General features: G+C 48.9%; 25 protein-coding genes and 1 pseudogene. 15 read left to right on the plus strand and 11 right to left on the minus strand.

All coding sequences use genetic code 11. The annotated features are described in order from the left end of the window. From ACJHYW_RS22555 to ACJHYW_RS22570, 4 genes are all read left to right on the plus strand, one after another. On the plus strand, positions 1–96 hold a 96-nt coding region (locus ACJHYW_RS22555; RefSeq protein ID WP_223963258.1), incomplete at its 5' end, for a hypothetical protein. Between the two features lie 203 nt (positions 97–299). Beyond that, positions 300–1,010, plus strand: coding sequence for a GntR family transcriptional regulator (locus tag ACJHYW_RS22560; protein WP_000829798.1), 711 nt, complete (start codon positions 300–302; stop codon positions 1,008–1,010). Between the two features lie 7 nt (positions 1,011–1,017). Further along, positions 1,018–1,998, plus strand: coding sequence for a sugar phosphate isomerase/epimerase family protein (locus ACJHYW_RS22565; RefSeq protein WP_000256412.1), 981 nt, complete (start codon positions 1,018–1,020; stop codon positions 1,996–1,998). A 101-nt stretch (positions 1,999–2,099) separates the two neighbouring features. Beyond that, positions 2,100–3,365, plus strand: a complete 1,266-nt coding sequence (locus ACJHYW_RS22570; protein WP_000956320.1) for an MFS transporter — start codon at positions 2,100–2,102, stop codon at positions 3,363–3,365. Positions 3,366–3,456: 91 nt separating this feature from the next. Here the strand turns inward: ACJHYW_RS22570 and ompL are convergent, their stop codons facing one another. From ompL to yihU, 8 genes are all read right to left on the minus strand, one after another. After that, positions 3,457–4,149 (minus strand): porin OmpL, encoded by a 693-nt coding sequence (ompL, locus tag ACJHYW_RS22575; RefSeq protein ID WP_012602496.1) that lies wholly within the window; start codon positions 4,147–4,149, stop codon positions 3,457–3,459. Positions 4,150–4,215: 66 nt separating this feature from the next. Continuing rightward, the gene (locus tag ACJHYW_RS22580) at positions 4,216–5,619 is read right to left on the minus strand and encodes an MFS transporter (RefSeq protein WP_001279701.1); all 1,404 of its coding nucleotides are present in this window, start codon (positions 5,617–5,619) and stop codon (positions 4,216–4,218) included. A 42-nt stretch (positions 5,620–5,661) separates the two neighbouring features. Then, positions 5,662–7,047 (minus strand): MFS transporter, encoded by a 1,386-nt coding sequence (locus tag ACJHYW_RS22585; protein WP_000018387.1) that lies wholly within the window; start codon positions 7,045–7,047, stop codon positions 5,662–5,664. Positions 7,048–7,092: 45 nt separating this feature from the next. Continuing rightward, the gene (yihQ, locus tag ACJHYW_RS22590; protein WP_000380853.1) at positions 7,093–9,129 is read right to left on the minus strand and encodes a sulfoquinovosidase; all 2,037 of its coding nucleotides are present in this window, start codon (positions 9,127–9,129) and stop codon (positions 7,093–7,095) included. Positions 9,130–9,326: 197 nt separating this feature from the next. Then, positions 9,327–10,226 carry an aldose-1-epimerase gene (locus tag ACJHYW_RS22595; protein WP_001195127.1) on the minus strand — a complete coding sequence of 300 codons (900 nt, stop codon included), beginning with the start codon at positions 10,224–10,226 and terminating at the stop codon, positions 9,327–9,329. A gap of 119 nt (positions 10,227–10,345) precedes the next feature. Further along, positions 10,346–11,587: a sulfoquinovose isomerase gene (yihS, locus tag ACJHYW_RS22600; protein WP_000870917.1), complete on the minus strand. Its 1,242-nt coding sequence runs from the start codon at positions 11,585–11,587 to the stop codon at positions 10,346–10,348. Between the two features lie 15 nt (positions 11,588–11,602). Continuing rightward, positions 11,603–12,481 (minus strand): sulfofructosephosphate aldolase, encoded by an 879-nt coding sequence (yihT, locus tag ACJHYW_RS22605; RefSeq protein WP_001046465.1) that lies wholly within the window; start codon positions 12,479–12,481, stop codon positions 11,603–11,605. A gap of 23 nt (positions 12,482–12,504) precedes the next feature. Beyond that, positions 12,505–13,401 (minus strand): sulfolactaldehyde 3-reductase, encoded by an 897-nt coding sequence (gene yihU, locus ACJHYW_RS22610; protein WP_000718898.1) that lies wholly within the window; start codon positions 13,399–13,401, stop codon positions 12,505–12,507. A 167-nt stretch (positions 13,402–13,568) separates the two neighbouring features. Between yihU and yihV the strand changes: the two genes are divergently transcribed. From yihV to ACJHYW_RS22665, 11 genes and pseudogenes are all read left to right on the plus strand, one after another. Continuing rightward, a complete protein-coding gene (gene yihV / locus ACJHYW_RS22615; RefSeq protein WP_000621623.1) occupies positions 13,569–14,465 on the plus strand; it encodes a sulfofructose kinase in 897 nt (298 codons plus the stop codon). Between the two features lie 33 nt (positions 14,466–14,498). Next, entirely contained in the window at positions 14,499–15,284 is a 786-nt protein-coding gene (locus ACJHYW_RS22620; RefSeq protein WP_000059679.1) for a DeoR/GlpR family DNA-binding transcription regulator, read from the plus strand. Positions 15,285–15,382: 98 nt separating this feature from the next. Beyond that, complete coding sequence (yihX, locus tag ACJHYW_RS22625; RefSeq protein ID WP_001315111.1) at positions 15,383–15,982, plus strand: glucose-1-phosphatase; 600 nt, start codon at positions 15,383–15,385, stop codon at positions 15,980–15,982. Further along, positions 15,976–16,848, plus strand: a complete 873-nt coding sequence (locus ACJHYW_RS22630; RefSeq protein ID WP_000920762.1) for a virulence factor BrkB family protein — start codon at positions 15,976–15,978, stop codon at positions 16,846–16,848. The genes yihX and ACJHYW_RS22630 overlap by 7 nt, the downstream gene beginning before the upstream one ends. After that, positions 16,845–17,282 (plus strand): D-aminoacyl-tRNA deacylase, encoded by a 438-nt coding sequence (dtd, locus tag ACJHYW_RS22635; protein ID WP_000560983.1) that lies wholly within the window; start codon positions 16,845–16,847, stop codon positions 17,280–17,282. The genes ACJHYW_RS22630 and dtd overlap by 4 nt, the downstream gene beginning before the upstream one ends. A gap of 44 nt (positions 17,283–17,326) precedes the next feature. Then, positions 17,327–18,268 (plus strand): fatty acid biosynthesis protein FabY, encoded by a 942-nt coding sequence (gene fabY / locus ACJHYW_RS22640; protein WP_001297068.1) that lies wholly within the window; start codon positions 17,327–17,329, stop codon positions 18,266–18,268. 415 nt (positions 18,269–18,683) lie between these two features. Further along, positions 18,684–19,571 (plus strand): annotated as a pseudogene (locus ACJHYW_RS22645) (hypothetical protein); the annotation flags it as partial. Between the two features lie 12 nt (positions 19,572–19,583). Then, positions 19,584–20,498 carry a transposase gene (locus ACJHYW_RS22650; RefSeq protein WP_072649161.1) on the plus strand — a complete coding sequence of 305 codons (915 nt, stop codon included), beginning with the start codon at positions 19,584–19,586 and terminating at the stop codon, positions 20,496–20,498. A 673-nt stretch (positions 20,499–21,171) separates the two neighbouring features. Further along, positions 21,172–21,390 carry a CopG family transcriptional regulator gene (locus tag ACJHYW_RS22655; protein ID WP_001251290.1) on the plus strand — a complete coding sequence of 73 codons (219 nt, stop codon included), beginning with the start codon at positions 21,172–21,174 and terminating at the stop codon, positions 21,388–21,390. Positions 21,391–21,609: 219 nt separating this feature from the next. After that, positions 21,610–21,852 carry a CopG family transcriptional regulator gene (locus tag ACJHYW_RS22660; RefSeq protein ID WP_001275523.1) on the plus strand — a complete coding sequence of 81 codons (243 nt, stop codon included), beginning with the start codon at positions 21,610–21,612 and terminating at the stop codon, positions 21,850–21,852. After that, positions 21,852–22,226 carry a type II toxin-antitoxin system VapC family toxin gene (locus ACJHYW_RS22665; RefSeq protein ID WP_001129490.1) on the plus strand — a complete coding sequence of 125 codons (375 nt, stop codon included), beginning with the start codon at positions 21,852–21,854 and terminating at the stop codon, positions 22,224–22,226. The genes ACJHYW_RS22660 and ACJHYW_RS22665 overlap by 1 nt, the downstream gene beginning before the upstream one ends. A 36-nt stretch (positions 22,227–22,262) precedes the next feature. On the opposite strand, the gene fdhE is transcribed toward ACJHYW_RS22665, so the two are convergent. The 3 genes from fdhE to fdoH are packed head-to-tail and all read right to left on the minus strand — an operon-like array spanning position 22,263 to position 24,723. Continuing rightward, positions 22,263–23,192 carry a formate dehydrogenase accessory protein FdhE gene (fdhE, locus tag ACJHYW_RS22670; protein ID WP_000027720.1) on the minus strand — a complete coding sequence of 310 codons (930 nt, stop codon included), beginning with the start codon at positions 23,190–23,192 and terminating at the stop codon, positions 22,263–22,265. After that, positions 23,189–23,824 (minus strand): formate dehydrogenase cytochrome b556 subunit, encoded by a 636-nt coding sequence (gene fdoI, locus ACJHYW_RS22675; protein ID WP_000829013.1) that lies wholly within the window; start codon positions 23,822–23,824, stop codon positions 23,189–23,191. The genes fdhE and fdoI overlap by 4 nt, the downstream gene beginning before the upstream one ends. Beyond that, a complete protein-coding gene (fdoH, locus tag ACJHYW_RS22680) occupies positions 23,821–24,723 on the minus strand; it encodes a formate dehydrogenase O subunit beta (protein ID WP_000331377.1) in 903 nt (300 codons plus the stop codon). Before fdoH ends, fdoI begins: the two co-directional genes overlap by 4 nt. Between the last annotated feature and the right edge of the window lie 12 nt (positions 24,724–24,735).

The following is a 24,735-nucleotide window of genomic DNA, read 5'->3' on the forward strand; positions in this document are numbered from 1 at the left end:
TTACCGACAAGAAGGGAAAGGGCCTTCCCGAGAGTGGTAAAGGAGAGGCCCTGGAAATACCCCACAGCCCCGAAAAAGAGCCAGTCAGTTGCTTAACTGACTGGCATTAGCCATCGCTGGCAGGTTTTTTTTTACCTGTCGTGAGCGCACACCAATGCGAGTATCTCCCTTATAAGTCTGTGATTACGTCAATAGAGAGCTTTGTCACAATTATCTGCAAAGTCATACACCGTTAATTGCTTTCTTTTTTGGCGTAAGCGTAAGATGCTTCATCTGGTTTAAACCAAAAGGATTAAACAATGGCGGAGAATCAATCCACCGTAGAAAATGCAAAAGAGAAACTGGATCGGTGGTTGAAAGATGGCATCACCACGCCGGGTGGAAAACTCCCTTCAGAAAGAGAGCTGGGAGAACTGCTGGGCATTAAACGTATGACGCTGCGCCAGGCGTTGTTGAACCTCGAGGCAGAATCCAAAATCTTCCGTAAGGATCGTAAGGGGTGGTTCGTGACCCAGCCGCGATTTAATTACAGTCCGGAGCTGTCAGCGAGCTTTCAGCGGGCCGCAATTGAGCAAGGACGAGAGCCTTCCTGGGGGTTTACCGAGAAAAACCGTACCAGCGATATTCCCGAGACGCTCGCGCCACTGATTGCAGTGACACCATCAACTGAACTCTATCGCATCACCGGCTGGGGGGCGCTGGAAGGACATAAAGTTTTCTATCACGAAACATATATTAATCCTGAAGTTGCCCCGGGTTTTATTGAACAACTTGAAAACCACTCATTTTCTGCAGTCTGGGAAAAGTGCTACCAAAAAGAGACGGTAGTAAAAAAATTGATTTTCAAACCCGTCAGAATGCCGGGCGATATCAGCAAGTATCTTGGCGGTTCTGCGGGTATGCCAGCGATCTTAATTGAAAAGCATCGCGCCGACCAGCAGGGCAATATTGTCCAGATAGATATTGAATATTGGCGATTTGAGGCCGTAGACCTCATCATTAATCTGTAGGTGTTTTATGGTGACAATAAATAACGCAAGAAAGATTCTACAACGTGTCGACACTCTTCCTCTTTATTTACATGCTTATGCCTTTCATTTAAATATGCGACTGGAAAGAGTGTTGCCTGCTGATTTACTTGATATCGCAAGTGAAAATAATCTACGTGGCGTCAAAATCCATGTTCTGGATGGAGAGCGTTTTTCTCTTGGTAATATGGACGATAAAGAACTCTCTGCCTTTGGGGATAAAGCCCGCCGTCTGAACCTTGATATTCATATTGAAACCAGCGCCTCAGATAAAAAATCTATTGACGAAGCCGTCGCCATCGCGTTGAAAACTGGGGCATCCTCCGTACGTTTTTATCCGCGTTATGAAGGTAATTTGCGCGATGTATTATCGATTATCGCTAACGACATTGCCTATGTACGGGAAACGTATCAGGACAGCGGCCTGACTTTTACGATCGAGCAGCATGAAGATTTAAAAAGTCATGAGCTGGTGTCGCTGGTCAAAGAAAGTGAGATGGAATCTCTTTCCTTACTGTTTGATTTTGCGAACATGATCAATGCAAATGAGCATCCCATCGACGCTTTAAAAACGATGGCACCGCATATTACCCAGGTCCATATCAAAGATGCCTTGATCGTTAAAGAACCGGGTGGCCTGGGTCATAAAGCCTGTATTTCAGGTCAGGGTGATATGCCGTTCAAAGCGTTATTAACGCACCTTATATGCCTGGGTGATGATGAGCCGCAGGTGACGGCATATGGCCTGGAAGAAGAGGTTGATTACTATGCGCCGGCGTTCCGCTTTGAAGACGAAGATGATAATCCGTGGATCCCTTATCGCCAGATGAGTGAAACACCATTGCCAGAAAATCATTTACTGGATGCGCGGTTACGTAAAGAAAAAGAAGATGCAATTAATCAGATAAATCATGTGCGTAACGTACTACAACAAATCAAACAAGAGGCAAACCATCTTCTGAACCACTAATAAGTTTTAACTCATACGCAGTTAATAAAACCATTCCATATGAATGGTCGGTATCTTATTGCCTTTAAAACAGTGATTTTAAAAATCGCTTAGGGGATGTTATGCTCACGAAAAAGAAATGGGCGTTATTTAGTCTATTAACATTGTGTGGCGGTACAATTTATAAATTACCGTCGCTGAAAGATGCGTTTTATATCCCGATGCAGGAATATTTCCATTTGACCAATGGTCAAATTGGTAATGCTATGTCGGTAAACTCATTTGTCACGACAGTGGGTTTTTTTCTGTCTATTTATTTTGCCGATAAACTACCGCGCAGATACACCATGTCATTCTCACTCATTGCGACAGGATTACTGGGTGTTTATTTGACGACAATGCCGGGGTATTGGGGCATCCTCTTTGTCTGGGCGCTATTTGGCGTTACTTGCGACATGATGAACTGGCCGGTCTTGCTCAAGTCGGTAAGTCGATTGGGCAATAGCGAACAACAAGGTCGGTTGTTTGGCTTCTTCGAAACAGGGCGTGGCATTGTCGATACCGTGGTGGCATTTTCTGCGTTGGCAGTATTTACCTGGTTTGGCAGTGGCTTATTGGGTTTTAAAGCAGGCATCTGGTTCTATTCCCTTATTGTGATTGCCGTAGGCATTATTATTTTCTTTGTCCTGAATGACAAAGAAGAGGCACCGTCCGTTGAGGTGAAAAAAGAAGACGGAGCATCGCAAAACACCAGTATGACCTCGGTGCTGAGAGACAAAACCATCTGGCTTATCGCTTTTAACGTCTTCTTCGTTTACGCGGTTTACTGTGGCCTGACATTCTTCATTCCATTCCTGAAAAACATCTATCTATTGCCCGTTGCGCTGGTGGGGGCTTACGGCATCATTAACCAATACTGTCTGAAAATGATTGGTGGACCGATTGGTGGCATGATTTCAGATAAGATCCTGAAATCGCCGAGTAAATATCTATGCTACACCTTTATCATCAGTACCGCTGCGCTCGTACTGTTGATTATGCTGCCGCACGAAAGTATGCCGGTCTATTTAGGGATGGCATGTACGCTGGGCTTTGGCGCGATAGTCTTTACACAGCGAGCCGTATTTTTTGCACCTATCGGCGAAGCAAAAATTGCTGAAAATAAAACAGGCGCGGCGATGGCGTTGGGTAGCTTTATTGGTTACGCCCCGGCGATGTTCTGCTTCAGTCTGTATGGCTACATTCTGGATTTAAATCCGGGGATTATTGGCTACAAAATCGTGTTTGGCATTATGGCCTGCTTCGCATTCTGTGGTGCGGTGGTTTCCGTAATGCTGGTTAAGCGTATTAGCCAACGTAAGAAAGAGATGCTGGCGGCTGAAGCTTAATTAATGGCCGGATGTGGCTTAATCCGGCCAACGAAAACCGTATCAACCGTAGGCCGGATAAGGCGTTTTCGCCTCATCCGGCAGTTTTACATCAGAAGAAATACTTCGTCCCGATACGAATCTGGTTTTGCTCGCGGTGGTACGGTTCGACATTACGATCTAACCAGCGTAATTCGAAATAAGGGAGCCAGTGTTCATTAATGCGATAACGGAAGGTGTTAGTGATTTCCCAGTGATGCTTCGTACCATTGCTGCTATTGAAATCATTAATGTTATAAAAATAATGCGGTTCAAAGGTATATGAGAACTTATCGGTAATAATAAAGTTCCAGTAGTTGCCAATCTCGTAGCTGTCATTATTATCCAGATCACCGTTCAAATCGGTTGAGCTATAGTTATTATGGTTAAAACGATTACGTACCGTCAGGTTAAACCATGGAGTAAATTTGTAGTTAACATCCAGATAAACAGCACCACCCGAACCGATACTCTTATCATTAATTAAGCCACCGGGCTGGATGGTTAATTTATCGGTTGGTTTGAATAACGGATACCAACCTTCGATTTCGTTATATCCATGTTTGAGTTCATCTTCTCGCTGAAAGGTGTAGGTATTGGTTAACATAATACCCGCGCCCATATCGAAGTTATAACCCACACGTAGCATAACCTCGCCCTGATCGGAGGCGAGATTATATGCCTCCCTGTTTTCGACGTATGCGCCAGCAAATACCGAGGCAGAGGTCAGAGAGGATAATAGAATTATTGCATTAATCTTTTTCATAATAAGTCCATTTTTAAGCGTAGGGAGGCCGCCACCCACCAGGATGGAAATAGCGGCTATTGACATTTATAACGTTACGGAAGCCGTTTTTTCTTCTGTCTCAATTTCTTTATTTTTGCGTTGGTTAATTTCCTCAATAATCAGTGCAAACCGTTTTTCATTGAGTGTGTAAAAGAATCCCATCGTCAATGCAGCAATAATTGCCAGTGCACAAGGCCAGATAAAAATGAGCTGACGCAAACCCTGTAATGTCGCATCACTTTGCGCGATGTTGGGAACATAACCTATTTGCGTCAGCATAATGCCTGGCAAGAAGCCAGCAAGTGCGGCAGAAATTTTACGAAAGAAGGTATAACCGGTATAAACAGAACCTTCGGCACGAATACCGGTTTTCCATTCACCGTAATCTACGGTATCTGGCACCAGTGCCCAGTTCAGGCTGTTTACAAAGGCCGTGCCAAAAAAGGCGACACAAGAGAACATGACGAAAGTGAAAGAGTTACTTCCCCAGAAATAATTCAGGATATCACCAACCGCCCACAGCACCATGCCAGCTAAATAAACCTGTTTTTTACCAAAATATTTTACAGTTAATGGCACCAGTAATACGCCGACGAGGATGCATCCCATACTGAAGAATCCCATCCACGACAATAAATTAATATCATTTAGCACATACTGGGTGTAATAGACCTGAATCGCCAGTTTGATATTAAATGCCGCCAGAGTACACAGGTTAGCAATGCACAATACCAGCAAAGGTGGATTATGAAATATCGCGCAAAATGATTTGAGAATACTGGCCTTATGTCCGGTTGGCGTCGTGTCCACATAATGCTCTTTGACGCCTCTGTAGCACAGCATCATAAAAATAAAGCCGCCAATGGAGAACATCAGTGCCGCACAGGCATAACCGACGGTTGAGTCAGAAAAAAGCGACTGCAACGGAATAAACGCCACGGTACAAATCAATAGCCCTATGGTTGCACCACCCTGGCGGTAAGCCGCGAGCTGCGCGCGCTCATTGGGGTTTTTGGTAATGGCCGGGATCATCGCACCATACGAGCAGTTCATCAGACTGTATGAAAGTCCAAACATCATAAACAGTGCGGTGGCAATCGTCGTTTTAACCGGCAAACTAAAGGTGGTGGCGATAAACTGGAGCGTTGCAATTAACGCCGCCGGAACCGCTGCATATAAAATAAAGGGACGAAATTTGCCTTTAGGCCCAATATTTTTCCGCGAGTCGAGTAAAAATCCGGTGAGCATATCGGTAAATGCGGTAAAAAACTTCGCCACCAGAAAGATAATCCCGCCATAGTAAGCAGGCATCCCTAATTCATCGGTATAAAATTTGAGGAGATACAGAGTACCGATGCAGAGCATTAAATTCGAACCGACGTCGCCCATACCATAGGCGATTTTTTCCCGCAGATTCAGTCTTAATGTCAGTGGATTATGGTCAGACATAATCACTCCTTATAACGCCCCGCAGGGCGTTGTTTATTATAATTACGCCGTGCGTTTACGGGCTTCTATCTCTTCAACAATGCGGACGTACATCTTCTCGTTCAGACTGTAGAAGCAACCCATTGCCACGATGGTGACTACTGCCAGTGCGCTTGGGTAGATGAAGATCAGTTGGCGCAACCCTTCGATAGTGTGGTCAGCCTGGGCGACGTTTGGCACATAGCCGATTTGCGTCAGCATCCAGCCTGGGAAGAAACCTGCCAGCGCCTGAGATACTTTGCGAAAGAAGGTGAAACCGGTGTAGACCGTACCTTCCGAACGCACACCGGTGCGCCACTCGCCGTACTCGACGGTGTCGGAAACCAGCGCCCAGTTCAGGCTGTTAACAAACGCTGAGCCGAAGAATGCCAGGCAGGAGAACGCCACGAAGCTGACCGAACCGCCGCCAAAGAAATAGTTGAGCAGATCGCCAAGCACCCAAATCAGCAGGCCGCCGATATAGACCTTCTTCTTACCAAAACGTCTGACTGCGCCGGGCATCAGGAACACGCCGATGAAAATACAGCCCATGCTGAAAAATCCCATATATGACAACAGGATGGGATCGTTGAGCACGTACTGGGTGTAATAGACCTGAATGGCGAGCTTGACGTTAAATGCCCCTAAAGTGCAGAGGTTGGCAATGCACAGAATGAACAGCGGGCGGTTACCGGCAATCGCACGGAAAGATTGCAACAAGCCAGGCTTTTGCGCCGGATTGGTAGGTTGGGTTTCGACATAACGCTCTTTCACGCCCGAATAGCAGATCCACATAAACAGCAGGCCGAACAGTGAAAACAGCGTGGCGGCGAAGATATAGCCAAGTTGCTGATTACCCTCGATAAGATTCATAACCGGCACGAATCCCACCGTACACAGCAGCAGGCCCAGCGTAGCGCCGCCCTGACGCCATGCCGCCAACGATGCGCGCTCGTTGGGGTTTTTGGTGATGGCAGGCACCATTGCGCCGTAGGAACAGTTCATCATGCTGAAAAACAGTCCGTAAAGCATAAACAGGATGGTGGCCATCACCGTTTTACCGGTGACATCAAACGGTGTGCCGACAAAGTTGGCGATCGCCAGTAAGGTGACTGGGAATGACGCATACAGAATAAAAGGACGGAACTTACCTTTTGGACCGATCTTGCGTCGGGAATCCAACATAATGCCGGTACCCATATCGGTAAAGGCGGTAAAGAATTTTGAAATCAAAAAGATAATGCCGCCATAGGTGCCAGGCAGCCCCAGAACGTCGGTATAAAACTTCAAAAGATAAAGCGTACCAATATCCAGCAGGATGTTAGAGGCCAGGTCGCCAATACCGTAAGAGAGTTTCTCTTTAAAGGGCAGGCGTAAAGTTGCTGGATCTTCCGTTGTGATGTGACTCATCGTTGTTCTCCCTTTGCCCGTGAGTTTCCCCACGGGCGGATGTGATTAGATGCTTTTTAACGACGCGAACAGTGCCGCCCATTCGCTATCGGCGCGATAAAAGACCGGCGGTTTACCGATGGGCGCATTAACGGTAACTTCCCCGCCCCGGAACGCTTCACCCGTCCAGGCATGGACCCAGTTATCCTCCGGCAGATAGAGCGTCCAGTCGCTACGGCCTTCTTCATGCACCGGAGCGACCAGAATGTCGCGGCCTAACAGGTACTGATATTTCAGGGTGTAGGTCTGCGCGTCGTCTTCGTAATGCAGGAACAGCGGGCGCATAACCGGCAGGCCGGACTTCGCATTCAGCGCGACGGCCTCTTTCAGGTAAGGTTTCAGCGTGGTGAAGACTGTGGTCATACGGGCAAAATGGGCGATAGTTTCCGCGTCGCCGTCAAACTGCCAGTTGTCGCCAGGACGGTTGCCTTCGTGGGTGCGCATCATCGGCGTGAAGGCGCTGAAATCGCACCAGCGCAGCAGCAGCTCTTTGCTGCGCTTCATCTCAAACAGGGTGGTGTAACCGCCAATATCACTGTGATGCAGGCCATGTCCGGTCATTGCCAGCGACAGCGCCGCCGGGACGACAGACGCCAGGCCATCGTCCAGACTCCAGTCAACGTTCTGGTCGCCCGCCCACATCATGGTGGAGTATTTCTGGCTACCGGTAGAACCGGCGCGCATAAAGAAGAGGATCTCGCCGAGCTTGCCCGTTTCTTCAAGGGCTTCGTAGTTACATTTCGCCCACAGCGCAGGCCAGGCGTTATGCATTATTTCGGCACTGACGCCGTTGTGCAGATACGTATCGGTCGGCAAGTATTCGCCAAAATCTGCCATCCAGCCGCCGCAGCCCAATTCGATCATGTTTTTCTTGATGACTTCTTTGAACCAGGAATAGGCTTCAGGATTGGTCAAATCGACAACGCCGCCATAAAACTCACCAAACTCCACCAGATAGTCACCGCCAGAGGCATCTTTTGCCAGATAGCCGTGTGAAGCCGCCTCGGCGCAGAGGTCCTTATCGCTGGCAACATACGGGTTGATGTAGGCGAGGAACTGCACGCCTTCTTTGTTCCACTGTTTAATACGCGAATCCAGTTGCGGATAGTTTTCGCTGTTCCACTTCCAGTTCCACATCACACGTTTACCAAACGAGGTCATACGGATCCCGGACCAGTCCTGCGCCCAGATGCCGTTGACCTTCACGCCCGCGTTACGCATGGTGTCCAGTTTCTTCTGGCACACTTCAGTCCCGCCCTGAATGCCGAGCGTTACCCCGTCATAAATCCAGTCGGGCAGTTCTGGCTGGCGTCCCAGCAGGGCAGTTAATTTTTCCAGCAGGGAGATGTATGTATCAGCACATTCAAAACGCAGCGTTGCTTTGTCTTCCCACAGCGCCAGTTCATGGTATTCCGGGGCGCTAAAGTCGAAGTTCATGTAGCAACTGTTATCAACATGGCAGTAATACTTCTGCGTGCTGACAAACGTAGGCTGCGGGAAGAAAGTCCAGTAATAGTCGCCGCCCGCGTTCTCTTTGCAGTCGGCCTGCCAGGTGACATAGGTTTGCTTGTTGCGACCAACGCCTTGTTCACTGGTCCATAGCGGGAACGGTTTGCCGCGCAGATCAAAGTAGGAGAATTGTTCACCGCAGCCGTAGATATGGTCCTCTGGTTGAGCGGCAAGGCGCAGCCAGATACGGTTGTGGTTAAGGTTGTCGTTTTGTAGTTCCAGCAATAAACGGCCCTGATCGTCGGCAGAGATACGCAGCGTGGCGCTAATGTCAGAACCACGGCTGAAATGGATTAACCAGCCATCCGGTGACTGGCTGACGATGGCGTCGGTAAGCGCAATTTTCTCCTGCAATTTATCTTTAATGCTGAAATTACCGCGGAACATATCGATATCCGCTATACCTGAGCCAATCGATAAGCAAGGATTATCTTTGCTATGGATTAAAATAAGGCGGTCTTGAAAACGTAGAGTAAAACTGTCGTTATTCTGATGAAATTGAAAATCTAATAGCTGTGGGCGTGGCGTATCCATAAATAATCTCCATAGAGTTGAGGACGAGATTGTTTCCTTCCCGTTATTACAGGCTTATGTAAAATGATTCTCATAAAACTGATATATATAAACTTTACAGAAGCTGAGCTTTTTTTAACTTAATAAATTGAAGATACATAACGTTGCCTTTACGAGTGAAATGTTCTTCAATGATTTTGACTGCTAATCAATACAAGTTATTTTCTCTGTCCGTGAATATTAAAAAACAGGCGGTGCGTTTTTCCTGGTTCCAGTAATAATAAGTCGATACCTGAATTAAAGGCGTTAGGCGGGCAACTCATAGGTTCAACTGCCAGGCCCTGGCGCTGTAATTTTTCTCCGCTATAAACCTGCACCCAGGGTTGATCGGAACAAAGGCTTACCGAAAGAACCTGTTGTGGATGGGTAATGGTCATTTCCCACAGATCATTAGCGGTTTTAAAGGTGTGGTCGATTTTTGTCGCGGCTATTTTTTTCGCCTGCGTGAAATTTAAATCCAGCTCATCAACGTGGTGAAGCGTTGTCGGATTCGCGTGCTCGACGGCATAAACCTGTTCTGCTGGAAGCTGGAATACATAGTCATCAACAGGCGTTAAGTTGCAGGTTAAATAAGGATGAATACCCACACCATAAGGTGCTGCGACAGTGCCGATATTCTGGCTTGCGATCTCAACGGAAAGGCCCGTGCGTGCGTTGAGCGAATAAACAACTTGCGAGGCCAGCATAAACGGATAGCCGTAACTGGGCGGCAAAAAGGCCGTTAATGTGACGCTGGTGGTGGTTTGTTCGCTTATTTGCCAGTCACGCCAGGCAAGCAGCCCGTGAATAGCGGCTTTTGAACCATGTTCATTAATGGGTAACTGATATTCCTGCCCCTGATAGCGATAACAGCCGTTGGCAATCCGGTTAGGCCAGGGAATAAGGACTTTGCCCAGGTGTGCCAGCGGCATCTCTTCGGGTTTATGCGGAATAACTAAATGGCAGCCCTGAAAAGTTAATTCAGCCAGACCTGCGCCAACCGTCACGATAGTTGCGTGATAATCCCCAGCGGTGAGTGAAACGGTCTGTCCACTGCAATGCATATTGGTGGTTTGCATACGAGGTACCTTAATTAAAAAAACGGTATACAGCCTCCCATGAGGCTGATGTCAAACCAAAAAACTGCGCCGGGCGGTCCCCTCTCCCCTTTGGGGAGAGGGTTAGGGTTTTCAGTCAGTTATTTGGCATTCACGTCCAGCAGCCCCGCCGCAACCGCTGGAGCCATGCCGGGCGCTAACGGGATACGCGGGATCACCAGGCAATGCAGCAGGTGATAAATATCCTGTTTGCCGTCCCAGACTTTGGTGGTGACCTTATTGTCCGCATCCAGCTCCTGCCACCAGGAACCATTTTCATAGTCCATCAGGTACTTAATGCAGTACTCCCACCATGTCTGATACCAGGTTTCGTACTGGCGATCGCCGGTGACGGTGTAGAGCGCGTAAGCCGTACCCATCGCCTCGACGATAGGCCAACGCACACGTTCGCGAACGACCGGTTTTCCTTCCCAGTCAACGGTATAAACAATCCCGTCCGCACCATCGGGCGCCCAGGCATCGCGCACGGTGGCGTTGAACAGACCTTTGGCATCTTCTAACAGCCAGGCTGGCGGCTGTTCGCAGCGGGCTTCCAGGGCGGCATGGATGTGCAGCATTAAACGACCCCACTCGATCCAGTGGCCTGGCGTGCCTCCGAATGCGCGGAAGCGGTGCGCCGGGTTATCTTTGTTGTAATCCGGCAGCGGATTCCACTGGGTATCGAAGTGCTCGTTAACGCGATAATGATTATTTCTGGCGACGTCGTGGATAATCACGGAAGCCACGCGAATCGCGCGATCCAGCCATTTTTTGTCATGGGTGACGTCATAGACAATCAGGAAGGCTTCCACCGCGTGCATATTGGCATTGCCGCCGCGATACTCTTCGGTTTTGCTGAAGGCTTCATCCCAGGACTCCAGGCACATCTGCTCTTCTTCGCTCCAGAAGTATTTCTCGATAATTTCAATGGTGTAATCGAGCAGCTTGCGCGCTTCCGGGTGACCCGTTGTGACCGCGCTGGCGGCACCCAGCAGAGCGAAGAAGTGTTGATAGCCCTGTTTGGAGGCATCCACCACGCCCTCGTCATTCACGCAGGCATACCAACCGCCATATTTTTTATCGCGCAGTGCGCCGTTCATGGCTTTGATACCGTGATCAACCAACGAGTAAGCGCCAGGTCGACCCATCGCCGCAGCAACGGAATAAACGTGTAACATACGGGCGGTGATCCACAGATGGGTGCCCATCTCTTCTTTGATTTGCCCTTTATTGCCTAACCAGCCAAAACCAGTCGGCACCACGGAATTTTTACCAAAATCAAAGATGCGGTCGGTTTCCTGTTCCAGCCAACGGTTGTGACTTAAGGTGTTAAACCATTTCATTTTTGTATCCCCATCTTAACGGCGTTTAGCCATCATTTCGTCGACGATATCGCCAAGTTGTTGTAATTTCGGTACGCAAACGTCACGCAGCATCAACTCGTTGTCTGGTAAACCGACGACCGATGCCCAGACTGCACGGCCTGCAAGGAATCCCGATGCGCCCGCCGTCATTGCCACGCGTACGGCACGCGGGAACAGTTTTTCGTCGACACCGGAAGAAAGTATCACCCACGGCATATTGATATGGTCATTCAAACGTTGTGAAGCACTGAGAAGCTCTTGTTGCGGACCTTTGCCGTAAAGCGGCATTTCAACTTTGTAGAGGTCTGCACCGCTATCACCCAGCTCTTTGGCTGCATCGATGATTGCTTGTTCGCGATCGAATTTATCGCCACGACGCGGCGGACGAACGACTGGCTCAATGATGCTCACCAGACCGTGTGAGTGGCACAGTTCATTGAACTCTTTCACCATATCCAGGCGTTGCTGCGCATCTTCATCACTACGCCACAGCACCAGCAGTTTTAAGGCTTTGCCACCGTCTTGTTTGATTTGTTGCGGGTTGATTTTGCGGTCAATGACTACGCTATCCACCGGAATACCGTTGCCTGGAATAAATTCATCGGCAGCGACGATCATGGCGCAGCTTTTGGCAATTGCGTTTTGCTCAACCACCTGGCGGTAGCAGAATTGTTGATCTACCAGAATCGCCGATGCATAAGGTGAAAGAGTCTTCGCGGCGTTAACTTTGAAATCAGTTAAAACGCTATCGGCTACTGGAGCGGGTGCGCCAGCCGCGGCAAACATCATGCGCATGGCTTCGCGCTGATCGACCGCCAGCATGGCAAAACCGCCCGATGCGCGCGTAATGTCGTTGATGGTGTACTTATTCATTCATTTATTCCTTTATCCAGTCGTTACATTTTTACTTTGGCAGTCATCCCGGCACTGACACGGACCTGCTCCAGAATGGCGGACCAGTCCTGGCGACCGCGACCCGCTGCGCGCGCCTGGCTATAAACCTCCCGTGAGGCGGCCCCCAGTGGCATCGGCACATGCAACTGGTTGGCGACATCAAGGGCGATGCCAAGATCCTTATGGGCAAGATCGATCATGAAGGCGGGAGAAAGATCCCCGCTGAGGACTTTGTTCGGCCAGGAAGTGGTGAAGTGGCCTTTACCGGCGGCGGTACCGCTCATCACCTTGACGGCAACATCGAAGGGAAGATTCAGGGCTTCGCACAAAACGGCGGCTTCTGCCGACAACGCATTGAGCGCGATGCTCATGTAGTTGTTGATAAGCTTAACGCGGATCCCCATGCCCGGACCGCCCGCGTTGATCAACTCGCTGCCCATCGCCATCAGGATCGGCGTGGCGCGTTCAACTTGTTCAGCAGTGCCGCCAGCCAGCAGTAGCAGAGTACCGGTAATGGCATTTGCAGAAGTACGGCCTACCGGAACATCCATCATGCTGAAGCCTCTGGCCTGCATATCAGCAATCAATTTATCGGTTTGCAGCGGATGGATGGTCGACATATCAATGACCAGCGCATCGGAAGATAAGCTCTCACAGACACCGTTTTCACCGAACAACACGCTGCGCACCAGATCACCATTCGGCAACATGGTAATGATAAATTCGGCATCTTTAGCGGCCTGCGCCGGGTTGGCGGCGGGAGTCGCACCTTTGTCTACCAGATGCCGCACAGCTTCGGCGTTCACATCAAAGACGCGAAGTTGATGCCCTTGCTGCAATAAATTGCTCGCCATTGGCGAACCCATTTGCCCTAAACCGATAAACGCGATTGCTGCCATAACCCTCTCCTGAATACAGTAATGTCACTTTTTGTCATTTATGACATGCCTTGCTTGTCTGTTTTTGATCGTATTTGTAATTTATCGTCAAAAAATTGACAGCCGTCACTTTTTAAACAATTGGTGAAATTAAAATGAACGCATCCCAAAATGCTTAAGGAATGACCATGATTCGTGTTGCTTGTGTAGGAATTACCGTGATGGATCGCATCTATTACGTGGAAGGATTGCCGACGGAGAGCGGTAAATACGTGGCGAAAAATTATACGGAAGTTGGCGGCGGGCCAGCGGCTACAGCAGCAGTTGCGGCGGCCAGACTAGGTGCGCAGGTCGATTTTATTGGTCGCGTCGGTGACGACGACACAGGCAACAGCCTGCTGGCAGAGCTGGAGTCCTGGGGCGTTAACACCCGTTATACCAAACGGTATAACGAGGCGAAATCTTCGCAATCCGCCATCATGGTGGATACCAAAGGCGAGCGGATAATCATTAACTACCCCAGCCCGGACTTGCTGCCTGACGCAGAGTGGTTGGAGGAAATTGATTTCTCTCAGTGGGATGTTGTGCTGGCGGATGTACGCTGGCACGAAGGTGCTAAAAAAGCTTTCACCCTGGCCCGGCAGGCGGGCGTGATGACTGTTTTGGACGGGGACATTACGCCGCAGGATATCAGTGAGCTGGTGGCATTAAGCGATCATGCGGCCTTTTCAGAACCGGGTCTGGCGCGCTTAACGGGGGTGAAAGAGATGGCCAGTGCGCTAAAACAGGCACAAACGCTCACAAATGGTCATGTCTATGTGACCCAGGGCAGCGCAGGCTGCGACTGGCTGGAAAATGGCGGGCGTCAACATCAACCGGCCTTCAAAGTTGATGTGGTAGATACCACAGGAGCGGGTGATGTTTTTCACGGCGCTTTGGCGGTGGCGCTGGCCACAGGTGGGGATTTAGCGGGGTCAGTCCGCTTCGCCAGCGGTGTGGCGGCGTTAAAATGCACGCGTCCCGGTGGACGAGCCGGGATCCCCGACTGTGATCAAACCCGATCTTTTTTGTCACTTTTTGTATAAAATGCCAGGGTGATGGTTTTTCGAGGAATTTTCATGAGCCTTACCGAACTAACCGGTAACCCGCGGCACGACCAACTCCTCATGCTGATCGCCGAGCGTGGGTATATGAATATTGATGAGCTGGCAAATCTGCTGGATGTCTCCACGCAGACGGTCCGCCGGGATATTCGTAAATTAAGCGAGCAAGGACTGATTACGCGCCATCACGGTGGCGCGGGTCGGGCCTCCAGCGTCGTTAATACGGCGTTTGAGCAGCGTGAGGTTTCGCAAACTGAAGAGAAAAAAGCGATTGCCGAAGCGGTGGCAGACTATATTCCTGATGGATCGACAATATTTATCACCATCGGTACGACTGTTGAGCATGTTGCCCGGGCGTTACTTAACCATAATCATTTGCGGATAATCACCAACAGCCTGCGTGTGGCGCATATTCTTTACCACAACCCGCGCTTTGAAGTGATGGTGCCTGGCGGAACGCTGCGTTCCCATAACAGTGGGATCATTGGCCCTTCAGCGGCGTCCTTTGTGGCCGATTTTCGCGCCGATTATCTGGTAACAAGTGTAGGCGCAATTGAGAGCGATGGCGCGTTGATGGAGTTTGATGTTAACGAAGCTAACGTGGTGAAAACGATGATGGCGCACGCGAGAAATATTCTGCTGGTCGCCGATCACACTAAGTATCATGCTTCGGCGGCGGTTGAAATTGGTAATGTGGCACAGGTCACTGCGCTCTTTACCGACGAGCTGCCGCCCGCTGCGCTAAAATCACGCTTACAAGACAGCCAAATTGAAATCATCCTTCCCCAGGAAGACACGTAGAATTTTGTGACCGTTGACCTGCCTTCATACCTGGCCACATAGCCAAACCCATCCTTTCCCGCTACAGTTAATTTCTTGTGGCGCGAAAGGAGGCAAAAATGCTCTATATCTTTGATTTAGGTAATGTGATTGTCGATATCGACTTTAACCGTGTGCTGGGAGCCTGGAGCGATTTAACGCGTGTTCCACTGGCTACGCTTAAGAAGAGTTTCCACATGGGCGAGGCGTTTCATCAGCATGAGCGTGGGGAAATTAGCGACGAAGCGTTCGCAGAGGCGCTGTGTCATGAGATGGCTCTACCGCTAAGCTACGAGCAGTTCTCTCACGGCTGGCAGGCGGTGTTTGTCGCGCTGCGCCCGGAAGTGATCGCCATCATGCATAAACTGCGTGAGCAGGGGCATCGCGTGGTGGTGCTTTCCAATACTAACCGCCTGCATACTACCTTCTGGCCGGAGGAATACCCGGAAATCCGTGATGCTGCTGACCATATCTATCTGTCGCAAGATCTGGGGATGCGCAAACCTGAAGCACGAATTTATCAGCATGTTTTGCAGGCAGAAGGTTTTTCACCCAGCGATACGGTCTTTTTCGACGATAACGCCGATAATATAGAAGGAGCGAATCAGCTAGGCATTACCAGTATTCTGGTGAAAGATAAAACCACCATCCCGGACTATTTCGCGAAGGTGTTATGCTAAAAACCATTCAGGACAAAGCCAGGCACCGTACCCGTCCACTATGGGCCTGGCTAAAACTACTCTGGCAACGCATTGATGAGGACAACATGACAACCCTGGCAGGTAACCTTGCCTATGTGTCATTGCTCTCATTAGTGCCGCTGGTTGCCGTTGTTTTTGCGCTTTTCGCCGCTTTTCCCATGTTTTCCGACGTCAGCATTCAGTTGCGTCACTTTATTTTTGCCAACTTTCTGCCTGCTACTGGCGATGTTATTCAGCGGTATATCGAACAATTTGTTGCCAATTCCAACAAGATGACCGCCGTTGGGGCGTGCGGGCTGATCGTCACGGCGTTATTGTTGATGTACTCCATCGATAGCGCGTTGAATACCATCTGGCGCAGTAAACGAGCGCGACCAAAAATTTACTCGTTTGCCGTGTACTGGATGATTTTAACGCTGGGGCCGCTGCTGGCAGGGGCCAGTCTGGCGATCAGTTCCTATTTGCTCTCCCTGCGCTGGGCGAGCGATCTCAATACTGTCATCGACAACGTGCTGCGTATTTTTCCGCTGCTGTTGTCGTGGATCTCCTTCTGGTTGCTGTACAGCATTGTTCCTACTATCCGCGTACCTAATCGCGACGCGATTGTCGGCGCGTTTGTCGCCGCACTCCTGTTCGAAGCAGGAAAGAAAGGTTTCGCGCTTTATATCACCATGTTCCCCTCATATCAGCTCATTTACGGTGTGCTGGCGGTGATCCCCATTCTCTTTGTCTGGGTCTACTGGACATGGTGTATCGTCTTGCTTGGTGCGGAAATTACTGTCACTCTCGGGGAATACCGCAAACTAAAACAAGCAGCTGAACAAGAAGAAGACGACGAACCATGATTGCATTAATTCAACGCGTAACCCGTGCCAGCGTCACCGTGGAGGGAGAAGTGACGGGCGAAATTGGCGCGGGACTTTTGGTGTTATTGGGTGTCGAAAAGGATGACGACGAACAGAAAGCAAACCGTCTGTGCGAGCGTGTGCTCGGCTATCGCATCTTTAGCGATGCCGAAGGCAAGATGAACCTCAACGTGCAACAGGCGGGCGGCAGTGTGCTGGTGGTTTCCCAGTTTACCCTCGCCGCAGATACCGAACGGGGGATGCGTCCAAGTTTCTCCAAAGGTGCATCACCGGATCGCGCAGAGGCGTTATATGACTATTTCGTCGAACGCTGCCGTCAGCAAGAGATGAACACGCAAACAGGACGCTTCGCTGCCGATATGCAGGTATCGCTGGTCAATGATGGCCCCGTGACATTCTGGTTGCAGGTATGAGCCAGCTTCCAGGGTTGTCACGGGAAACAAGAGAGAGTATCGCTATGTATCACCTTCGGGTTCCACAAACAGAAGAAGAATTAGAGCGTTACTATCAGTTTCGCTGGGAAATGTTGCGTAAGCCCCTGCATCAACCGAAAGGTTCGGAACGCGACGCGTGGGATGCGATGGCGCATCACCAGATGGTCGTCGACGAGCAGGGTAATCTGGTGGCGGTAGGCCGACTGTATATTAATGCCGACAATGAAGCGTCCATTCGCTTTATGGCCGTTCATCCCGACGTGCAGGACAAAGGGTTAGGAACGCTGATGGCGATGACCCTTGAGTCGGTGGCGCGTCAGGAAGGCGTTAAGCGCGTGACCTGTAGTGCCCGTGAAGACGCGGTGGAGTTTTTTGCCAAACTGGGGTTTGTCAATCAAGGGGAGATCACTACCCCAACCACCACGCCGATTCGCCATTTTTTGATGATTAAACCCGTTGCCACTCTGGATGATATTTTGCATCGCGGCGACTGGTGCGCGCAGCTGCAACAGGCGTGGTACGAACATATCCCGCTGAGTGAAAAAATGGGCGTGCGCATTCAGCAATATACCGGGCAAAAATTTATCACCACCATGCCGGAAACCGGTAATCAGAATCCGCACCATACGCTGTTTGCCGGGAGTTTATTCTCACTGGCAACGCTCACCGGTTGGGGGCTTATCTGGCTGATGCTGCGTGAACGCCATCTGGGCGGTACGATTATTCTGGCGGATGCGCATATTCGCTACAGCAAGCCGATTAGCGGTAAACCTCATGCGGTAGCCGACCTCGGTGCCTTAAGCGGCGATCTCGACCGTCTGGCGCGCGGGCGCAAAGCGCGGGTACAAATGCAGGTCGAAATCTTTGGCGACGAGACGCCGGGCGCAGTGTTTGAAGGCACGTATATCGTTCTGCCCGCGAAGCCATTTGGCCCGTATGAAGAGGGCGGGAACGAAGAAGAGTAGCTGATGGAGAGGGGCGGTGCTGCCTCTCTCATTCTTTCAGGTCATTTACATCAGCCCCTGACTATTTCGGTTATATTGAATAAGAACTCCATAAATTTTTATTCTTCGTTGGCACCATACGTGTCTTGCTACATCACTGTTCAGGAGCATTTAAATATTATTTGTAGAGCTGAGTGGCAATTATCGCTGATAATGCTTAATTCATCATCTTAGTTCAGGTTTGAGCGATTTTTGATAGTCAAAATCCCCTCTGGTGCCATACTTTTCTCATAAATATTTTTAAAATCTATAGCTAACAAACATTATGCAAAGATAATGGACTGGCGTCATTGTCAGTATCATTCATTTACTGCTTCTGGATGTTGTAAATAATTATGTGGCATGTTTGCTCTTAAACCGTGGGAAGGAGGCTGTAATGGTTGCCAATATTAATCTCATTAAACAAGAAAGTTATTCTATTGTTAATTTAGAAAAACAACTAATGAGTAATGAATCACCGAAGCAAACGCTATTAAATGATTTTTCACATCGCCTTAAAATGGAAAGTGAGGAGCAACTGTGCGATTGTGTTAACGAACTTAAACTCGGGTTGTCGAGTAATAATAAATATGACCTGTTTAAAAATAAAGAAACCTCACTGTGGAAACGCAAAGTACCAGAAAGTGCAGCGCTGGCAATGACGGGAACAGTATATAAATTATTTGGTAGTCGCTTACTCAACGCCCGCAATCAGTTAGATAAAAATCTCCTCGAAATGGCTATGCAAATGGTTTATGGCAAAGATATGGTGACAAAGTCCGGGGATATATTGATTGATATACAATTAAACAAGGATGGCAGCCTCCAGAGTAAGCACTACACATTTGATGTAGGTGAAGTTATAAACAGTTATAATATTGACCTCTTTGTGAATGCTTCGAGTATTAATCAAACTTACTTACATGATAAAAATCCTGGTGACGTTATTAGCCTGTATGGCACTTTAGATAACATTCCTCTTGTAGTTAAGGAATGCACGGGTAAAAATCATCAAATTAACGTTAAAGCCAAATTGCCTCAAGAACGAAGTGAAAAAGTTGAGGATATGTGTGAAAGAATGAGAGGTGGCATCTCTATGTTTAATCACACTACAAAAACAGCTGGTAATATAGAGCATAATTTGCAGCTAAGTTTTCTCGTGGATTCACGACCGTCGATCACAAATAAATACTCAGCCAAAGATGTAGGGGAAGATATACTTGCATTGCCCGTCAACGTATATCATGCAGATTTTAAAATTAAAATCAATAATGCAGTAGAGAAGGCTTCGTCAATTGTGTTATGTGCTGTGCAAAAAAATCTCCATGCAGCAAGAAAGGTTCTTAGCGGGATAATAGGAAATGTGCCAAAAAATAATAAACCAAAAACAATCATTTTTGATTTACGTTTTCTTAGTGCAATTAAGCAGAAAGTTTTTTTGGGCAGTGAAAAACCGTTGTTTGTAAAGCATACCGCAATGATGAGGGAGGCATGTGAGGAATTACCGCAGTCAGTGGAATATGTTCCTTTAGCCTGTGAAGCGCATAGCCATCGCAGCGTCGCCCTTGCCAAAACCGTGGCTGCGCCCATCATGGCGACAGGTGTGGGCTCGGCTTTAATGTATGCAACATCATCAGGACCGTATTATGCACAAAGTCTTTCTGGTTCGCCGGATATCGAGATGATAAAAAATCGCATGGCTCAATTGTTTACCCAGTTGGATGCTTCTGTGCGCAACAAATATCGCCCGGCTTTTGATAAATGGAATGAGCTGGTAGATAAATTAAATCACGAAAGAAATACAGTTCCGTTTGCGTGTTTGACCACCATTTTAGCGACGGCGATAAATGAAACTCCTGAGGGGGATACGAATGTTGCCGTTGTGATGGGGTGTAAATCTGCGAAAGATCGCACGATATCCATTGTCCTTGGCAACTCGATGTTGCAAACACTCTTTGAAAAACGCCTCGCTGATGATGGAGAAATAGAAAATCTTGTTGATCAACAGGGATATTTTAACTGCGATTCATTAACAGCCGAAGAATTAATGATATTAAAAGACCTTTTTGATATTCGAGTTCTTCATGTCTCTAACAAATTCAATGTTGGGTTGCAAGGTAATATCAACACTGATGTTTTACAAGATTCGTTTTTTAAAAATGTCGATTTCATTCATGAATCTAGCTCGTATACCGTAGGGATGGGAGTCTGACGGGTAAAACTCATTAGGATTATCAGAATTCGGACAATGCATTGCAAAAATGACATTCAAAGAGAGATGTGTGCAGGCGCTTAGCCGCGAGGGGCATGGCGATGCCATACAGAAAGCACTAGCATTCAGAACTCCTGTGAAAGCGGCATAGTGGCCGCCTGTGCAGGAGTTTTGCTATGACCCGTATCGTGCTGACCGTTGCCACCCTATGATGCGATTAAAAAAACTCATCGTCGCGCCGATGATTGACGTCAATGCTATCGGATGATACCGGGGGTGTTCCGGAAGGAATTCCTTGTTTCCCAAACTGTTACCAACAAAATTATAACGACGAGCAAGTAAAGACCGGTCTGTGATGGATGATTAATTTCACCTTAAATCCTGGTGCTGTTAGGATGCTGACATTTTTCGGGTACACCATTCAGATTATGCAAATGAAGACCCAATCAAAAAATAAATATCCCTGAATATAATATATTTATAGCACCCATATCTCATCCTGGGCGATAACTAAACCATTTTTGATTAACAAATGAAACAACTGCAACGTTCTTATTATTTCTGGAAAACGTCTCGCAAAAACAAAACAGCATGCAAAAATCCGCTTTTTTTAAATGATTTTTCGGCGTAATTTTCGCACATACATTAATGAGTCATATATAAGGTATTGGTAATGGCGATGAATACGGTTTTTCTTCATTTATCAGAAGAGGCAATTAAACGGCTGAACAAGCTTAGGGGCTGGCGTAAGGTTTCACGATCTGCAATTTTACGCGAAGCGGTAGAGCAATATCTGGAACGTCAGCAATTCCCGGTGCGTAAAGCAAAGGGAGGCAGGCAAAAGGGGGAGACAGTGGGTGTCGATGATCAGTGTAAGGAGCATAAGGAATGACAAAAAATTTTTTATTCTTGAATATAAAAAACCAGATGCCCTTATTCTGGTATTAATACAAGGTTGTTTTACTTGAACTTATAATAACTGCAACTGTTACATCATATCTGGAAAACGCCTCGCAAAAATAAAAAATGATGCGTAAATGCGCTTTCTTTAAAGGTTTTGCAAGAGTATTTTGCTCACCATGCATTCAAAAATGATATACTGGAGGTATATATGAGCGCTATGGCAGGTATGGATATGGGCAGAATTTTACTCGATTTATCCGATGAGGTGATTAAGCGACTTGATGATCTCAAAGTGCAGCGCAATCTTCCTCGCGCAGAGCTATTACGAGAAGCTGTAGATCAATATCTGGAAAATCAATCGAAAACGACAATATCCAGTGCTTTTGGTATCTGGCAAGGGTGTGAGGAAGATGGTGTCGAATATCAGCGTAAGCTGCGTGAGGAATGGTAATGGCAAAAAGAACTGCGCTTTTTGATACCAATATCCTTATCGATTTGTTCAGCGGACGAATTGAGGCAAAACAGGCTCTGGAGGCATGGCCCCTACAGAATGCGATTAGTCTGGTCACATGGATGGAGGTGCTGGTTGGCGCAAAAAAATATGATCAAGAACATCGCACACGGATTGCAATGAGTGCGTTTAACGTTATTGGGATTTCGCAGGATATCGCGGAACGAAGCGTTGCTTTAAGGCAGGAGTATAGAATGAAACTTCCAGATGCCATTATTCTGGCAACAGCACAGATTTATGGCTTTGAACTGGTAACGCGAAATACGAGAGATTTTGCGGGAATAGCAGGTGTCGTCACACCCTATGAGCTGTAATCCGGGCGACCTGCGCCACCCGGAAAACGTCAGAGATTACTCCCCTTCACCCGGGAACAGGAACGGGTTGATGGAACTACGGGCATAGCCTTCTTGCTCCATTCGCGCGTCCAGTACCAGAGAGGCGAGGTCATCTGCCACGGCTTCAACTTTCGGTTCTTTTTCCTGATAAAGAATCTTCAGGTAAGTGCCGCAGTCATCGCAGCTTTCGGCTTTAATCGCGGCCTGTTCGTCATCCAGCGACCAGTAATGCAGTTTGCCGCTCTGTTCACAGTTGCTGCATTTTACGCGCACTACGTGCCATTCGGTTTCACACAGGTTGCAGTGCAGGTAACGCAGCCCCTGAGTGGTGCCAATTTGCACCATGCTGGACACCGGCATAGAGCCACATACCGGGCAATATTGACGTTGTTCGCCGTATTCAGCGCGGGCTTTGCCGGGGATCAGATTAGCCATCTGCGCCCAGTAGAGCGACAGCGCAGCCCAGATAAACGGCGCTTTATCGCTGCTGACGGACGAGAAATCAGAGGCAAACAGTGCGCTGGCCATATCTTCCAGCTCCTGAGTCGATGCCTTCTCCAGATTCTCAATCACTGCCAGCGCCGGGCCGCTCATTTCAGGTTTCAGCTCAGCAATCAGCGCCATCAGCAGCTTTTGCCAGTGCTTATCACGCGGCAGAACGTGAATATCCAGCGGGGGCTTGCCTTGTGCGCTGGCTTCTTTAATGCGCGTGGTCAGATCCATCTCCAGCGGATGGTCGTACAGCACCACTTCCTGGGCGTGGGCGATAAGCGCAGCAAAGCGCAGGTAATCACCCAGCGGATTATTTTCTGCCAGCTCGCGCAGACGCTCGGCGCGGCGGTTGTATAAATTCTTGAGCCGAGGGAACAATAACGGCGGAATCATATCCGCCGTACGTTTCTCGCTCGAACCCAGCTCATCTTGCGGGATTATGCGAATACTCATTCAGCTTTCTTTTCCGTTGTCTTGCGGACCTCACGGTACCAGCGCGGGTGATGTTTCTTCGCCCAGGCGCTGGTCACCCATCCTTCCACCATGGCGGTAATCGTGCCTTTTACCCAAAGGGCGGCGTAGATATGCACCATGATAACCACAATTAACGCCACTGCGGCAAATGAATGCAGCATTAACGCGAATCGGATCACCGGGATTGAGAAAGCAGGCGCAAAATAAGGACGCCAGATAATCACGCCGCTCACCAGCAGCAGAACCAGGAAAATAATCGCCGCCCAGAAAACGCATTTCTGACCGAAGTTATAACGCCCGGTGTCACCTACTTCCTCGTTGACGACGATCTTACGAATATTCTTCGCCCAAAAGATATCATCCCGATTGATTAGGTTGTGATGCCAGTAACGGAAAAACATGATGATGAACGAGGCAAACATAACCACGCCGACAAACGGGTGCAGAATGCGCGCCAGCTGCGGTGTGCCCATGATTTGCATCAACCAGTTGAAGGACGGGAACAAAAAGCCCAGCCCGCTCACCGCCGCCAGGATGAAGCAGAAGGCGGTGATCCAGTGGTTGATACGTTCCGGCGCGGTGTAGCGCACGATGGTGTCACGTCGTTTCATTTGCGCTCCTCGTCTTTCTCTTCGTGCAGATTATTCTCTTCCTCATCCGCACGGTTCGGACCGACACCCACGTAGTGGAAGATACTGGCTGCGAAGGTAGCCGCAAAGCCAACAGCTGCGAGCGGTTTCCAGATGCCTTTCCAGAATTTCACGGTTTCGCTGATTTCCGGGTTCTCCGGCAAGCCATGATACAGATTTGGCTTGTCAGCATGGTGCAGCACGTACATAACATGTGTACCACCGACGCCTGCCGGGTCGTACAAACCCGCATTGTCGTAACCACGGGTTTTCAGCTCCGCCACGCGCTCGCTCGCCAGCGTTTTCATCGACTCTTTCGTACCGAAGTGAATCGCGCCCGTTGGGCAGGTCTTCACGCAGGCCGGTTCTTGCCCAACCACCACGCGGTCAACGCACAACGTACATTTGTAGACGCGGTTGTCTTCCGGGTTGAGGCGCGGAATGTCGAACGGACAGCCCGCAATGCAATAACCGCAGCCGATGCACTGCTCGGACTGGAAGTCGACGATACCGTTGGCATACTGAATAATTGCCCCTTCCGCCGGGCACGCTTTCAGGCAGCCTGGATCGGAACAGTGCATACAGCCGTCTTTGCGGATCAGCCATTCCAGTTTGTCGTTCTGCTCCACTTCCGAGAATCGCATCACCGTCCACGATTTGGCACTTAAATCATTGGGGTTGTCGTACACCCCAATGTTATTGCCGACGGTATCGCGAATGTCGTTCCACTCTGAACACGCCACCTGACAGGCTTTACAGCCGATACAGGTGGTGACGTCGATGAGTTTCGCCACTTCTTCCTGGAAGTCCCGCGCCTGAGGCGCGGGGGTCAGACCGTTAGTCGCGGAACGACGAATGATATCTTGCGATTGATAAGCCATATGTCGTCTCCG

Origin of the sequence: Escherichia sp. WS3063, from assembly GCF_046486595.1 — a bacterium.
Classification (GTDB): Bacteria; Pseudomonadota; Gammaproteobacteria; order Enterobacterales; family Enterobacteriaceae; genus Escherichia; species Escherichia coli.